Origin of the sequence: Pedobacter suwonensis, assembly GCF_900111825.1 — a bacterium.
GTDB classification, from domain to species: Bacteria; Bacteroidota; Bacteroidia; order Sphingobacteriales; family Sphingobacteriaceae; genus Pedobacter; species Pedobacter suwonensis.
This window is the reverse complement of record NZ_FOJM01000005.1, coordinates 135,078-150,326: the sequence shown is the minus strand read 5'-3', so window position 1 is coordinate 150,326 and position 15,249 is coordinate 135,078. Positions and strand designations below refer to the sequence as shown.

The following is a 15,249-nucleotide window of genomic DNA, read 5'->3' as shown; positions in this document are numbered from 1 at the left end:
CTTTGTAAATTTTACCGCGTAAATAACAAGTTACTTCCACCTAAAAATAAAACTCTAGCTTAAGATACGATCCAATACCGCTTCAGAAGCGGCTTCACAAAAATCGATTCCTGAATAATCCGGATTATAACCACCGATGTATGGAACGGCCATGATATAAATTCTTTCATTCGCCTCACCAGCCTCATCAACCACCTGAAAATGATCATTGATGGTAATACCGGGAACAGTCAAAAGATAATCATCGCCCTTTTTGGTTACTAAATCATTGTGTTTCATTTCTTCTTCCCCTATTTCGGCAGTTTTGAATTTTAGTGTCGCCGGACTAATAGTCTTATTGCTGATTAAGCTTTTAAAAGGAAAATCGTCAAAAGAAAGATGTGGCTGGCCAATACAGTCGATAAAGGTATCGAAATGGACGGTTACCTTTTTACCATCAACCTTGTAATGATAATCTGCTCCGCCAGTTGTTAAAGGCTCTACCTCTGCCTGATCGCCAACGGCAACAATGCTTAATACGCCCGCATCATGAAGGGCCAAAAGCTCTCTGCACGAACTTTGGGGAACAAATGCAATTACAATAGAAATGAGTGGCATCAAAACTTTTTGCAGGCGTTCCATATCTTCTGCCGAAAGGTATTTTGCAGGGTAATTCATGGCGAAGCTTAAAATGGCGAGTGCTTCTTTCCAGTAGATGGATTTCCTTTTCTCAATGGATTTTTCTGCTTCTTCATATTCTTTCTTAAACAGATCGAATGGTTCCATTTTTTCACGATAATCCATCATGGCACCTACAAACTCCTCAAGGTTCATGTCTTTGATCTTTTTATAAAAAACAGGATCTTTTTCAACGAACATTTGTTTAAAATTCTTTTCAAATACATAATCCAATGGCAAAAAACCTCCATTTTCTTTAATGCTTTCCTGAATTTCGGCCTTACTCAGCGTCTCTTCTTTGCCCAAATGGGAATCTTCCAGATGGAACCTCACCGCTGGCAATAACCCACTGCGTGAGTGCATTACGATTTTAAAACCTTCGCTGGCTAACTGGTAAGAATAGGTACCATCTTCATTAGTTGTAAACTTTCCGTTTTGCCGCGCCAGGGTTCTTAAGGCATCAATGGCAGTTAATGATGAACCCATAATACCTACGGTGTGGTTCACTTCTAATGCAATCTTTTTTGGTGGATATGGCGAATCGAAATAACCACGAATTTTTCCTTCATATTTTTGAGGCCAATTATGACCAGTACAAATAATTACAAGATCGAAACGAATTTTATTTTGTCCTTTAATGCTCACCACAACCTGCTGATCTTCAGAAACATCAACAATATCATCAACCACACAATTTAAGTGTACATCAGTTTTAATACCTTTATTTTCTGCAACTTCTTTTAATAAGTTAAACTGGGCAGAAAGATATTCTCCAAAAAACAATCTTGGCAATACCTTGTATTCGTTAAATTTGTCCTCATCGATATCAAACTTTTTTAAAATCTCTTTTGGTGCAATTTTTACCCAATCTTCAATAGAGTTGAATATAATCGGAATTTCATTGTCGGATACGTTGGTAATGTGTTCTACATTTGCCCCTTCAGCACTATAAGGCATACCCGCCCCCAAGTAGCCTTTGCGTTCGAATATTTCTATTTCGAAATTGGGAACTTCAGATTCAATTAATCTTTTATACATGAACAAGCCGCTCGGGCCGCCACCAATGATGGCAATTTTCTTTTTTGCAGTTTTCGTATCCATTTGTAACAGATACAATCTAAAAAAAAGAAAATTGTTTGGATTGTTTGTTAATAAGTTAACAAGTCAGGGTTCAGAGGTCCGGAGATTTAGGTTCTGAAATTAGGACGTCCTTTAGACAGCAATGGAAAATTTTTAACCTGCTATGATAGATCTCTCTCCTCAACATTCAGGGCTACGGTAAAGATGAAGAAAATACAGTTAAAGTCTCTCTTCAAATCTTGTCCTGCGTGCCTGCTCGATGCGCGCTGTGGTTAGAAATGAAGAAAATCCTAAAATTTAAGAACCTATTTAGCTTAACTCTGTTAAAAAAGGTGAGTTTTATTAACAGATTGAATTTTGAATGATAGATTGCCGGAAGGCATTAATGAATTAATACGCCAATGAACGAATTAAAACTATATATGATTTTACTGGGCTCAAAAGCCCCGAAACGAAATGTCGAACAGCACGACTATTTCTTCGGCATTGCCCATTCGCTAAAAGATCTGGTGCCCGAGATTAAGGCTTTTTGGCCGGGGACGGGCACCAGCCTGCATATTGATGGCTGGAGGGAAGTTAATAAGGTGGATGATTATGAAATCAGCATCGGGTTACGTGACGTGCATACCTTACCCTCGCTCCACAAATTGTTCTTTATTAACCTTGGCGGCTATCTAACTAATCAGTTATATGAGCAGCATCATATTGTACTATCGGTACATGATGAAAGGGCCAAAGCCATACAGGAAGCAAAGAAAACGGTATTTTTTAAAACCAATTCTATAAAAGGCGCCAATTCGCATATCGACGAAAAATATGGCATTGATGTAGACGATATTTATAAAATTGAAGACATTTTAAGCGATGAATCGAAACAAAAATACCATATAGAGATCAAACCATCATCAGGACATTTACCTGAAGATGAAATTCATTTAGGCTATTTTAAACTGGATAAGCTGTAACTATTTCCGCGAAAGCATTTTTAACCATCTTACCAGATCTACAGCAGCCTTATCATTTTCAAAACCCATCTCTTTTGGCAAACGGCCATTAACGTATTCGTCGTACAACCACGGATCGGCAATGGCCACCACATTACCCTTACCATATTTAGCATGGGCAATAACCGTTGCACCGGCTTTATTTTTTAATACCGGCTTAGCAGCGCCTTTGGTTTCAATAGCGCAAATATCTTTCATAAATATTTTTTGCGCCGTTTTAAACACCGGATTATTTTTGATAACAATAGCGCCATCCTCAAAATGATTGTCATCAATAACATGATTTTGCATATCATTGGTAAAATGCATGCCAAACACCTCTGCCAATTTATTAAAATGCGGCAATTCTACGTTGGCACTATCATTGGCAAACATGACCAATACACCTCCTTGTTTTACCCAAACAGCAATTTCGGCAATATCTGAAGCCCGAATATAATTTGGTTCCGGATTTTCCTTAGGCCGGTCGGGATCTACAATTAAGTATACTTCGCTTCCTTTTAACCTGGCTGCAGTTGGTGCAGTTTCAAGCGAATCCAACTTAAATCCTTCCTTTTTAAATATACTGCCTAAAATAGAAAAACCACTCATTGCCCGCTCACCCCACAGATAGTGAAACCGAACCTCTTTATCGTCCTTATCTTTACGGGTTTCACGATTGAAAAAATAATCTAGAGTAACTGTTTGTGCACTTGCCTTGATAGAAGAAAAAATTAAAATGGAAAGTATGCAAGCCCTAAAAAGCATTTTCATAAATATATCAGGTTAATTGTAATCAACCAAAAGTATAAAATTTAACGATAACAAAACTGCAATGATGAGCGCATAAACATACTTTTAATCCTAAAACCGATTCTCTATCAAGCTAAACTGATGTAAAAAACAAAAATACTCGCCGCGATTGAAGTGCTAAAATAGGTCAGAGCCAATGCATGTAATCTTGCTCTGTATCATTTTTTCTCTTGTTAACTTTAAGACGCTTTTTCAAAAAAGCCACTAAAAAGAATGTAATGATCAGAAAAGTAGCACCTACCTGTGCTATATTTTCTAAGTCGAGATCTGACATATTGTTTATCGTATAAGTTTAACCATTAATTTATCTTTAACTGTTCGCCTTTTGCCTCTATAGCTGCTGAACTACAGGCCATCAAGCCCTGCGGAACCTTTGGTGCTATCCAGGTAGATTTGGGCGGTAAAAATTCGCCCTTTTCTGCCACCGTTATAAATGCATCGGCGGTCATCGGAAAAAGTGAAAAACCAATTGCGTTTTCATCGCCCTCCAGTTCAGCAAGAAATTGCGCCCATTTGCAATCCGGGAAACAAATCAGCCTCTCGTCTTCCTTGGGCTTATGAATACCCAGCACAGGAGCAAGAATGTAATCCTGTAAAATCACCGTATCGGGCATTGCAGACAAAGCAGAGACGCCATTTAGATCCAATTGATACCACTGTCCTTTAAAAAAGAGACCTATCCTATTTTTCCGATCGGGCTTGTAAGGTCTATTATTTGGAATTTTGGAGATATAATAATGTGTTTTCAGTTTTTCCATAAACGAGGAGCAAGAAGTATCTGTACCTGTAATCATTCTGTGAAAGGCACTAATGGAAATCATGTCAGCAGAAACCAATAGCGAACTGATCTGCTGAGGCCTGCTTTGCTGCAAAGCAAAGGCAGCTTCCAAACGGTGATGCCCATCGGCCAGATAAAGCGAGTTAACATTTTTAAATTCCTCAACAAATTGTTCAATCAGCTGGTCTTCCGATACCTGATAAAGGAAATGGCCCATTTGCGACCATTCATTTTCCAGAGGTTTTCTTGTACGCACCACAAAATCGATCAGCGCATCTAAGGTTTTATCTTTTTTATGTACCAATAAAATCGGAGATTTCTGAATGGGCTTACCTTTCCGATCGACCATAATCGACGCTACTTTTGATGATAAGGTTTCTTCATGCCTTTTAATGGTGTTTTCTGGTGTCAGACTAAGATCAATTGCCGCCCAAATTCCCCTCATCACACCGTTTTCACCACGGAACTCATAAATATAAATTGCAGGCAGATCGTTTAAAGCACATCCGAAAAGATTGAGCAGGTCTTCAAATGACGGCTGTTCATTTTTATGCAATTTATCGTTTGCCTGATCGGTAATCAATAGCTCAAACAGATCTTTACCAGGCTGTAGTGCTTTTAATGGAGCGATTTTTATCATCTTTAATAGATTATTCGAGTTCAAGCGCTATCTTGCCGCTGTATTCTTTTTCAAAAGTGGCCATGGCGTCCACCAATATTTCAACACTTGATAGCGGAAGTGCATTGTAAAGCGAAGCCCTAAATCCGCCAACGGTTCTATAACCTTTTATGCCCACAATTCCCTGGTCTGCAGCAAATTTTAAGAAACCGGCTTCCACTTCTTTATTAACCGCCAAAAAAGTAACGTTCATCCGCGATCGATGTTCAACATCGGCGGTTCCATGAAACAGTGGGTTTCGGTCTATTTCAGCATACAACAATTTTGCCTTTGCTATATTTTTTTGTTCAATTCCACTTACACCACCCTGATCTTTAAGCCACAATAAATTAAGCATGGCTACATATATCGAAAAAACCGGCGGGGTATTGTACATGCTCATGTTATCTCGGAAGATCTGGTAATCCATCATGGAAGGAATTTCTTTTTTTGCCTGGTTGATAAACTCATTTTTTGCGATAACCAATGTCATACCAGCAGGACCCATATTTTTTTGGGCACCTGCATAAATGAGATCAAAATCGGTGATGTTGATTTCTCTTGAAAAAATATCGGATGACATATCGCATATGAGCGGTGCACCTCCTTTTGGGAAATCAAACATTTCAGTTCCCTCAATGGTATTATTTGACGTGCAGTGCAGGTATGCCACTTGCTTATCGTAATTAAAATCAACCGGGATATAGGTATAATCTTTATCTCCAGAAGAAGCGAACACATCTACTTCACCAAACAAACGCGCTTCTTTAATGGCTTTTTGTGCAAAATACCCCGTATCCAAATAAGCCGCTTTTTTTCCTGTATCCAAAAAATTCATCGCAACCATAGCAAATTGCGTACTGGCCCCGCCCTGTAAAAACAGTATCGAATAGTGATCGGGAACAGCCAATAACTCGCGAACCAAAAGCTGGGTTTTAAGTACTACATCTTCAAATTCCGGCGACCGATGGGAAACTTCCAGGATAGATAAACCCATCCCTCTCCAATTGATTACTGCCCTGGCAGCTTGTTCCATTACAGATGGCGGCAATATACATGGGCCGGCACCAAAGTTGTGTTTTTTGTGCATAAAAGAAGAATATTCGGTTAGGATCAATTACACTGTAAAGATCAGTAGTTAAGCACATTATACGGCAATAAGCTGTTTTTTTGGTAAAAATTATTTTTTACCTAACCCTCTACATGCTAAAATTTGGTTTCACCTGTTCATTGAATAAACGAACAGAATATAATTTTTACTGACCCTCCGAAATCCTTAATATTATTGTAAAAAATACACTAAGTAATTTTTTAAATAAATATTAAAAATCAATTAAATACAACTTAATTTAACTATTTTTAAGCTTTGCAAAAGCAAACAAAACAAAAAAAATATACACTAAGCATTAACATGCAACCTCCAAAAGTTGACCAGACAGATATCGAAATCCTTAACCTTTTACAACGTGATGGACTATTAACCTATAAAGAAGTTTCCGGAAAGCTCAGGAAAAGCATGACCCATATTGTAGAACGAATTAAAAAACTGCGAACAAATGGTTATATTAAATCAACAGTTGCCCTGGTAGACATTGATAAATTGAGGTCACATTTTATCGCTTTTCCGCATATTCAACTTACCATGCATTCGGAAGATATTGTGAAAGCATTCAAGATGGAGATGGATAAATATCCCGAGGTGATGGAATGTTATCATCTTACCGGGCATTTTGATTTTATGCTTAAAGTAGCTATGCCCGATATGGTTTCTTATAACCATTTCCTGAGGGAGAATATCGGTTCTCTGGCTTATGTAGGTAACATACAGAGTTTTTTAGTACTGAATCAATCAAAAGCTGAAACCGCATATGCGTTATAGTTTATTTGCCTTTAGATTATTTGCCATTTGTTAAGCGTGGGAGCATATGGTATCCGCATATCCATTCCCCTCTCCCAGAGGGGTGTCCGCAGGACGGGGTGTTTTGGAAACATGTAAAGACATATCACCTGCCAGATGGTAACATCTGGCAGCACAGAAAAGGTGTTCGTGGCGGCAGATGTTAGCATCTGCTGCTTCCAAGCTTTAATTACTGAATGAACTAAACCTGTCAGATGTTAATACAAAAACAGCGAACCTGGAATCCAACACTGTTTTTGAAATATCATCCTGAGTGCAACTAAGGAACTTTTATTGAATTATTATCTTTTAAAAGATTTGCTTCGCAGAGCCTCCGGGTTCTTAACTGCGTTCAGAATGACAACAGTTATGTGTTCTTTATGAAAATCCGCATGGATATTACCGGCTATTTAAACTTTGGAAACTGTCAAGCACTAACTGTTAATCCCCATAGCGTACAGAATAATATTTACCCCGAACTTCGTATTGTCTTCAGCTAAAAAACGTTTGTTCCTGAAATCATAATCCCACTCGCAACCATAATCTTTATTACTATACAATACGCCTATCCTGTTGTTAATGGTAATGGCCTTCAGGTAATCATGTACCAGATCATCACCCCAGCCATTCAGCTCAAAAGATGTTGTTGGCGGTCCCTTTTCAAACTTGAAGAAAGCATTGTAAATACCATGGTTATTGGGGATTTTCTTTAAAGCCTGAGGTCCAAAAAGGTTACCCATCTGCGTTTCAAATGAGCGGGCAAACAAGCCATCAATATCGTGGTTGCAATCGTCAACAAAAACGAAGCCCCCGTTGTGTACATAGGTTTTAAAATTTAGGGCTTCCTGCTGTGTAAACTGAACCAGCTTATGTCCGCTTAAATAACAAAAGGGATATTTAAACACATCGCGACTGCTCAATTCAACAATTTTCTCTTCCTCATCTAATGGAATGGTGGTATACTCCAACAGCGAATTTAATAGATTAGATGGCATGCGCTGATCCGTATCCCAGTCGCCTGAATTATATTTTAACCTCGCAAATGTAAATTTAGCTCTTCGCACAGCCTAAAATTACCTTCATTTTTCATTATTTGTGCTTTCTGCCCAAATTATCTTGTAAATTTTTTGATATTCTTTTCACAAGTTTAAAACTATCTGTCAATATGAGCTATATTGATGCACAATATCATTGTATTAAAAAAATCAACCATTTTGGAGCGTTCAGAAAACAACCTAAAAATATTGATCGATAAGATCTCCCTGTTAAAAAGCGAAATACAGAAAGTAATTGTTGGTCAGGATGTAATTATTGAAGAAATCCTGATTGCCTTGATGGCAGGCGGCCACTGTTTACTTGAAGGTGTACCGGGTTTGGCGAAAACTTTGATGGTAAGAACCCTATCGGAAGCGCTGGCTCTTTCGTTTAGAAGAATACAGTTTACGCCCGATTTAATGCCGACTGATATTGTGGGCACCGAGATACTGGAAGAAGACCATGTCACCGGAAAACGGTTCTTCAAATTTAATAAAGGGCCATTATTTGCCAATATTATTCTGGCTGATGAGGTAAACAGGACTCCGCCAAAAACCCAATCGGCTTTATTAGAGGCCATGCAGGAATTTGAAGTAACCTTTGGCGGACAAACTTACCCTTTAGATCGCCCATTTTTTATCCTCGCTACCCAAAACCCTATTGAACAGGCCGGTACTTATCCACTACCTGAAGCACAGTTAGACCGTTTCCTGTTATACATCAAGATTGGCTACCCTACCGCAGCAGAAGAAACACAGATTTTAAGCAGCACCACAGGTAGCAAAAAGGCCACAATCAATCCGGTTATCGGTGCAGAAGAAATCAAAGAACTTCAGGCCATTACCCGTGATGTAAGCATTAGCGATGACCTGATTACCTATGTCAGCGAAATGATCCGTGCTACCCGCCCAGAAACCACGACGGTAAATTTCGTGAAGGAATGGGTACGCTGGGGAGCAGGTCCGCGTGCCGGGCAAGCCTTAATTTTAACTGCTAAGGCAAGAGCATTATTTAAAGGCCGGTATGCAGTGATTTTGGAAGATTTACAAACGATGGCTTATCCCGTACTGCGTCATAGGGTATTAATGAACTTTAAAGCAGAAGCTGAAAATGTTTCATCAGACAACGTAACTGACGAACTGATCAAGGCCATTTCGAAACCAAAAGCCAATATTTAATGAGTAAACTGCTCGATCCTAAAATATTGATGGCCATTAAAGACCTCTCCTTATCGGCAAAAATGACGATTGATGGTTTTATGAATGGCATTAACAAAAGCACCGTAAAAGGTGCAGGGTTGGAGTTTAGCCAATATAGAAGTTATCAGCCCGGCGATGATTTGCGCTCGCTCGACTGGAAAGTGTTTGCCCGGTCAGATCGCTATTATATTCGCGAATCGGAAGTGGAAACCAATATTGCCCTGCGTATATTAATAGATGCAAGCGCCTCGATGAGCCATAGTGATGGCGATTTTAGTAAAATAGACTATGCCCGTTATCTCACGGCTTCTTTAGCCTACCTAGCCAGTTTACAAGGCGACGCCGTTGGCTTATACGTATTAAAAAGTGCGGGCATTTATGCTATGGCAGCGAAGCAGGATTACCAACATTTGTCCAGGTTGTTTTATCAGCTGGAGCAGATTAAAGCTGAAGGCCACTTTACCAAACCCATTCATTACACCGAATTATTTGCCAGTACTCAAAAACGCGAATTGCTCATTTTTGTGACCGATCTTTATCAAACTAATGATGAGATTATTAAATTGCTGGACACCTTAAGTACACTTCGGCACGAAATTGTAGTTTTTCATGTGTTAGCCAGGAATGAACTTGAGCTTGATTTTAAAGGCTATAGCACTTTTGAAGACCTGGAAACGGGCGAAACGATTCAGATTGACCAGGAAAAAGCAAGACAGCGCTATAAGAGCAAACTTGCAACTTATTTAGCCGAAACCAGAGCTAAAATGCTCGACAGAAGAATTTTTTACCGCACCATTTCTACCCACGAACCTTTAGATGAGGCTTTAAGAGATTTTTTAAAACAAAGAAGTAAACTAAGAATTTAAACATTGCATTTTCTATCTCCCATAGGTTTATTGGCACTGGCCGGACTAATTGTTCCGCTCATTATACACCTGTGGAATGTTAAACAAGGCAAAACGCTTAAAATTGGTAGCATAGCACTGCTTGGTGAAAGTTCGAAGGCGAGCGCTAAAAGCTTTAAAATCAACGATTGGTTATTATTCTTACTTCGCTGTTTGCTCTTGGGAATATTGGCTTTTTCGCTTGCAAAGCCGTATTTGAAAAAAATAATCCCGACTGAAAAGGAAACCGGCTGGATTTTGATTGATAGCGCTACTTTTAAAGAGGTTTTCAAATCAAATAAAAATACAATCGATTCACTGCTCAACAAGGGTTATGAAATCCACGATTTTAATGTAGGTTTTAAAGCATTAACGTTAAAAGACACTGCTGAACATCAATCTGAAAAGTTCGATAATATTGACTATAGTGATTTACTTCATGCTGCCAATCAGTTTATCCCTGCAGGTGCGAGCGTTTATCTCTTCGCCGATCGGCGCCTGACCCGTTTTGGAGATGAATTACCAATCCTTCATTACCAATTGAACTGGATCCCCTTAAATCAAACCGATACCCTAAGCAGCTGGATTGCCGGATATGCCTGGAAGAAATATGAAGCAAAATCGAATCCATCCAATACCACCTACCAGGATTTACATTCAGGAGACGAAGTACCTTTAAAAATTGCCATACATCAGGCTTCCGGAACTCCAGATGGAAAATATGTTATTGCAGCCTTAAAGGCAATTGGCAGTTTTACCAACCGGAAAATCGTCATCAATCCGCCCGCAGAAAAAGCTGACATTGGTTTTTGGCTATCAGGTGATGCAGTAGCTGCAAATTTCAAATCTTCCATTACAACAAATGGAACCTTATTTCAATATGAAAACGGGAAAATAATTGAAGAGCCTTCCTTTATCAAACTTGATGGCCGCCATATTAAATTGAGTAAAAGAATGGCTTCGCCGGGTAGCGCTGAAAAAATATGGACGGATAGTTTTGGAAATGCTATTTTAACAGAAGAAAAAACCAAAAATTCACATACTTTCCACTTTTACAGTCGGTTTAATCCGCAGTGGAATGGTTTGGTTTGGGATGGTTTATTTGTAAAAGCGTTAATGCCAATGGTAATCAGCACAGAAAACACCGCGCAATTTGGCTTTGAAAACAACGCTGCCGATCAGCGACGTCTATCTGCCAGGCGAACCGTTGACTTTCAACCCGGCGACATCCAATCCACTTCAGAAAATACTCAGAATGTGTTGCTTCAACCTTTATTCTGGGCAGTTGCCTTATTGATCTTTGTTACCGAACGGATTTTATCATTCAGAAAAAAAACAGCCGATGTTAAACACTGAAGATAGGAATTGGATCACTAATTTAAGGATAAAATGGATTAGCTTTTATCTGATTGGCATGGTTTCTATTGCCCTGGCCACTGCTTTGGTTTTGTCGTTTATTTGCGTTTACCCGCTGCATTATTCTCCATGGCTTTTTGCGATTATTTTTCCTGTTGTACTCGGTATTTTACTGTACATCAAACCGATTTGGAGAACCACCGATCAGGATATTACGCGTTTTCTGAATAACCGATATCCCGAGCTGGAAGAAAGCGCTGATCTGCTGCTGCAAAACGAGGCTGAATTATCCCTACTGCAACAATTACAACGCAGCAAAATCGAAAACATCATTCCTAAATTAGCGCAGCCAAAAGAACCTTTAAAGAAATTATATGCTGGCTTGCTCATCCTTTTAGCAGGCTTACTGATCAGTTTTGCAATTACTCAGATCCCATTACGCGATAATGATTCTTTAAAAGACCGCGAAAAGGCGAATCAAATTCAGCCGATCAAAGAAAATATACCCGCAGAAATCTCCGATTTCAGCGCCATCGTTATTCCGCCACCTTACACCGGAAAAGCAGAAAGGAATCAAAAACAGTTTACCATTACTGCCGAGACCGGTGCCCAGATAGATTGGAAAATAGAAACGAATATTGGCATCAAAAAGTTGAGCCTTATTTTTAACAATACTGAAATTATTCCATTAAAGGCTTTGAACAAGGCACATACACGATGGACTGTCAGCAAAACCATCAGCAAATCTGGTTTTTATCAGCTGGATCTTGATGGTAAAAAATCAGATCTCTATCAGATTGAAGCGATTCCAGACCTAGCGGTTACGATCAAAATTATCCAACCAAAACAGCACACCACAATCGACATTGGTCAGCCACAAAAAATCAATCTAAAAGTATTGCTTACTGATGATTATGGCATTAACGATGCTTTTATATCGGCTACCATGGCCAGCGGCAAAGGCGAGGGTGTGAGTTTTACCGAGAAAAAACTATCATTTGACACCAATTTTGGTAGTAGGAAGACTATCGCACTGGCAAAATTGATTGATTTGAAAAACCTGGGCATGAAACCAGGCGATGAACTTTACTTTTTTATCAAAGCAATGGACAACCATGGCCAATCGAGCCGTTCGGATGTGTATTTCGTTTCCATTGTAGACACTACTGAATTAATGAGTTTAGCTGGAATGACAAATGGTGTCAACCTGGTTCCTGAATATTTCAGAAGCGAAAGGCAGATCATTATTGATACCGAAAAATTATTGAAAGAACAATCATCGATACCTGTACAAACTTTTAAAAACAAAAGTAATGAAATAGGTATTGACCAAAAGCTTTTGCGCCTGCGTTACGGGCAGTTTTTGGGCGAAGAAAACGAAACTGAAATTGGTGGCGACCATGACGATCACGATGGCCATACGGAACACAAGGCTGAGGGTGAAAAATTTGGTGATGTAACTAGCATTATGGACAAATACGCCCATAAACATGATATTGCAGAAGACGCTACCTTTTTTGAACCTGAAATAAAAGCACAACTAAAAGCTGTTTTAACTGAAATGTGGAATGCTGAACTGCGCTTGAGAACTTATAAGCCACAAGAAGCTTTGCCTTATGAATATAAAGCGCTCAGGTTACTGAAAGATCTCCAACAGAAATCACGCGCTTATGTGGCCAAAACAACCGTAAAAACGGCAGCGTTGAAACCCGAAAAACGTTTAAGTGGTGAACTGGATAAAATTACCCAGCCCGTGCAAAAAATGACCTTTGAGCAAAAGGAAAAGAGAATTGCCACACTCAAAATAGCACTTGCAAGGTTGGAAAGCAGAAAAATAGGCAGGAAATTTACTGAACAAGATCAGTTCTTACTTAACCAAACGGGAAAATACCTGATTGGCGCGGCAGCAGATCATCCTGCTACTTATTTAACTGCACTTAGCAGTTTAAGGAAGTTAAGCACAGGTAATAAACTGATAATTAATGATATAGACCTGGTGCAACGAGCCATACAAAAAATGATCGGTCCCGAAGGTGCAAAACCACAGATGCAAAATGCCGGTGCAGCCTCGGCTCTGTATCAGAGCTATTTTAAAAACCTCAATAAAACAGACTGATAGCTATGGAATTTAAATATATCGCTATACTGACTGGGCTGTGTTTACTGGCTTTTTTACTTTATAAAGAGACACATAGGTTTAATAAAGCAAGATTGATCTGGCGGATTTTGGCTAACATTATTGCGGTAAGCTGTTTTGTGCTTTTAATTGTACCCATCAGGTACAAAACGAGCAGGCCACAAAATACAGACGAAGTTATTTTAATCACCCAAGGCACTCATCCGGATTCGACTACCAACCTAAAGGGGAAGAAATACGCACTTTCCTCCGCGAACCCGAAAAACACAAATGTTATAACCATTCCAGATCTTCCTTATTTCCTAAAATCAAATCCAAATATCCGGAAACTGAAACTTTATGGCTATGGGTTAAACAAAGCCGAATTAGCACAACTAAAAGGGTACCGGGTCAGCTTCCATCCTGCTGCAAATCCCACCGGAATCATCGCTGCCAACTGGCCTGGCAAATTAAAAACAACCGAAGTATGGCAGGTTCAGGGTACTTACCAGAACTCAGGAATGGAGCCGGTTAAACTTTTGTTCAAAGGCTTAGGCAAAACCGTAGATTCAATCGAAATCGGTGCAAAATCGAGCCAACCCTTTTCCTTTAAAACTACGCCAAAACACACTGGAAAAGCTGTTTATGAACTGGTTAGTTTGCAGAAAACCGATACACTGGCAAAAGAACCGGTTCCGATGCAAGTTGGTGATGAAACACCAATGAAAGTATTGATCATGGCCTCTTTTCCAGATTTTGAGTATAAATTTCTAAAAAACTGGCTCTATCAAAATCAGTATCCTGTAGCTTTCAGAAGTCAGATCAGTAAAAACAAATATGCCTTCGATTTTCTCAATCTTGATAGTTTAAACCTGACAAGGATCAATAGCTCATCCTTAAAAAAATTCGACATCCTGATTATTGATGAAGAAGAATTAGCTGCTATCAGTCCTGATGAAAGATCATCAATAGCGCTTGCGGTTAAAAACGGACTGGGTTTATTGATCAGGGTGGCTAATTTAAAATCTTCAACAACACTTGGCAGCAGGTTTAGCAGATTTGAATCACCCGCTCTGAAAGGGAAACTGCTCAATTTAAAACTTACTGAAGATAATTCTAAACTTACTGCCTTACCAATTGAACAAGGATTATTTTTAAAGCCTGAATATACAGATAAGCCTCTTATTGTAGATGCCAGTGGAAAAACACTGGTCAACAGTAATATCGACGGTTATGGCAAAGTACTGGCCTCTACACTTTCGTCTACCTTCCACTGGTTACTTTCAGGAAAAAAAAATGATTATGCCGCCTATTGGTCAGCACTTTTAGCCAGTGCGGCAAGAAAAAGAAATAATGTGCTAACCGTCGACATTTTTCCTCAATTCCCCGCAATTAATCAAAAGATGAAGATTATCGCAGATCTGGCAGCATCCGGCCAGGTACCAATACTAAAAATCGATAGTATTTTGCTAAGTCCACGGCAAAACATGGTGCTTCCTTTCCAGTGGGATGCTTTTTACTGGCCTCAAAAACCGGGCTGGACTTATCTGGAAGTAAATCAAAATGTTGAGCCCATATACATTTATAAAAAAACCGATTGGCAAGTACTCAAAAACCAGCAAAAGCTGGATGAAACACATCAGTTTATAAAAAACCTGAACACGACAGAAACTAAAAGCAAAGTAGCAGATGTCGTTTTAGAAGAAAAGGTTTCGATTTGGTGGTTTTTTATCGGTTTTTTACTGGCTGCTGTCTTTTTATGGTACGAAGCCAGGATTTTGGCTGGTTAATAA

12 protein-coding genes are annotated in these 15,249 nt (G+C 39.2%); 7 read left to right on the top strand and 5 right to left on the bottom strand.

The features are described 5' to 3' along the window. Positions 1-54 precede the first annotated feature (54 nt). Positions 55-1,758: an FAD/NAD(P)-binding protein gene (locus tag BM107_RS08105; RefSeq protein WP_090982092.1), complete on the bottom strand. Its 1,704-nt coding sequence runs from the start codon at positions 1,756-1,758 to the stop codon at positions 55-57. 380 nt (positions 1,759-2,138) lie between these two features. Here BM107_RS08105 and BM107_RS08100 point away from each other — a divergent pair, with 380 nt between their 5' ends. Continuing rightward, positions 2,139-2,702 carry a DUF1543 domain-containing protein gene (locus BM107_RS08100; RefSeq protein WP_090982090.1) on the top strand — a complete coding sequence of 188 codons (564 nt, stop codon included), beginning with the start codon at positions 2,139-2,141 and terminating at the stop codon, positions 2,700-2,702. Here BM107_RS08100 and BM107_RS08095 read toward each other — a convergent pair whose 3' ends face one another. The 3 genes from BM107_RS08095 to serC form a co-directional block, all read right to left on the bottom strand. Continuing rightward, positions 2,703-3,494 (bottom strand): DUF4350 domain-containing protein, encoded by a 792-nt coding sequence (locus tag BM107_RS08095; RefSeq protein WP_244278765.1) that lies wholly within the window; start codon positions 3,492-3,494, stop codon positions 2,703-2,705. A 338-nt stretch (positions 3,495-3,832) separates the two neighbouring features. Further along, on the bottom strand, positions 3,833-4,951 hold the full coding sequence (locus BM107_RS08090; RefSeq protein ID WP_090982089.1) for a DUF1015 family protein: 1,119 nt from the start codon (positions 4,949-4,951) through the stop codon (positions 3,833-3,835). A 10-nt stretch (positions 4,952-4,961) separates the two neighbouring features. Continuing rightward, complete coding sequence (serC, locus tag BM107_RS08085) at positions 4,962-6,059, bottom strand: 3-phosphoserine/phosphohydroxythreonine transaminase (RefSeq protein WP_090982087.1); 1,098 nt, start codon at positions 6,057-6,059, stop codon at positions 4,962-4,964. Positions 6,060-6,380: 321 nt separating this feature from the next. Here serC and BM107_RS08080 point away from each other — a divergent pair, with 321 nt between their 5' ends. Further along, positions 6,381-6,848, top strand: coding sequence for an Lrp/AsnC family transcriptional regulator (locus BM107_RS08080; protein ID WP_139222281.1), 468 nt, complete (start codon positions 6,381-6,383; stop codon positions 6,846-6,848). Positions 6,849-7,300: 452 nt separating this feature from the next. On the opposite strand, the gene BM107_RS08075 is transcribed toward BM107_RS08080, so the two are convergent. Then, the gene (locus BM107_RS08075) at positions 7,301-7,930 is read right to left on the bottom strand and encodes a DUF4159 domain-containing protein (protein ID WP_090982083.1); all 630 of its coding nucleotides are present in this window, start codon (positions 7,928-7,930) and stop codon (positions 7,301-7,303) included. A 114-nt stretch (positions 7,931-8,044) separates the two neighbouring features. Between BM107_RS08075 and BM107_RS08070 the strand changes: the two genes are divergently transcribed. The 5 genes from BM107_RS08070 to BM107_RS08050 are packed head-to-tail and all read left to right on the top strand — an operon-like array spanning position 8,045 to position 15,246. Further along, positions 8,045-9,079: an AAA family ATPase gene (locus tag BM107_RS08070; RefSeq protein WP_090982081.1), complete on the top strand. Its 1,035-nt coding sequence runs from the start codon at positions 8,045-8,047 to the stop codon at positions 9,077-9,079. Then, positions 9,079-9,966, top strand: coding sequence for a DUF58 domain-containing protein (locus BM107_RS08065; RefSeq protein WP_244278764.1), 888 nt, complete (start codon positions 9,079-9,081; stop codon positions 9,964-9,966). The genes BM107_RS08070 and BM107_RS08065 overlap by 1 nt, the downstream gene beginning before the upstream one ends. 3 nt (positions 9,967-9,969) lie before the next feature. Beyond that, entirely contained in the window at positions 9,970-11,340 is a 1,371-nt protein-coding gene (locus tag BM107_RS08060) for a BatA domain-containing protein (protein WP_090982079.1), read from the top strand. Further along, positions 11,327-13,456, top strand: a complete 2,130-nt coding sequence (locus tag BM107_RS08055) for a DUF4175 family protein (protein WP_090982077.1) — start codon at positions 11,327-11,329, stop codon at positions 13,454-13,456. Before BM107_RS08060 ends, BM107_RS08055 begins: the two co-directional genes overlap by 14 nt. 5 nt (positions 13,457-13,461) lie before the next feature. Continuing rightward, positions 13,462-15,246 carry a hypothetical protein gene (locus BM107_RS08050; RefSeq protein ID WP_090982075.1) on the top strand — a complete coding sequence of 595 codons (1,785 nt, stop codon included), beginning with the start codon at positions 13,462-13,464 and terminating at the stop codon, positions 15,244-15,246. Positions 15,247-15,249: the final 3 nt, after the last annotated feature.

Excerpts from the sequence above, each read along its gene's own strand:
- BM107_RS08105 (WP_090982092.1), bottom strand. The coding sequence starts at position 1,758 with ATGGATACGAAAACTGCAAAAAAGAAAATTGCCATCATTGGTGGCGGC.
- BM107_RS08100 (WP_090982090.1), top strand. The coding sequence starts at position 2,139 with ATGAACGAATTAAAACTATATATGATTTTACTGGGCTCAAAAGCCCCG.
- BM107_RS08095 (WP_244278765.1), bottom strand. The coding sequence starts at position 3,494 with ATGAAAATGCTTTTTAGGGCTTGCATACTTTCCATTTTAATTTTTTCT.
- BM107_RS08090 (WP_090982089.1), bottom strand. The coding sequence starts at position 4,951 with ATGATAAAAATCGCTCCATTAAAAGCACTACAGCCTGGTAAAGATCTG.
- serC (WP_090982087.1), bottom strand. The coding sequence starts at position 6,059 with ATGCACAAAAAACACAACTTTGGTGCCGGCCCATGTATATTGCCGCCA.
- BM107_RS08080 (WP_139222281.1), top strand. The coding sequence starts at position 6,381 with ATGCAACCTCCAAAAGTTGACCAGACAGATATCGAAATCCTTAACCTT.
- BM107_RS08070 (WP_090982081.1), top strand. The coding sequence starts at position 8,045 with ATGCACAATATCATTGTATTAAAAAAATCAACCATTTTGGAGCGTTCA.
- BM107_RS08065 (WP_244278764.1), top strand. The coding sequence starts at position 9,079 with ATGAGTAAACTGCTCGATCCTAAAATATTGATGGCCATTAAAGACCTC.
- BM107_RS08055 (WP_090982077.1), top strand. The coding sequence starts at position 11,327 with ATGTTAAACACTGAAGATAGGAATTGGATCACTAATTTAAGGATAAAA.
- BM107_RS08050 (WP_090982075.1), top strand. The coding sequence starts at position 13,462 with ATGGAATTTAAATATATCGCTATACTGACTGGGCTGTGTTTACTGGCT.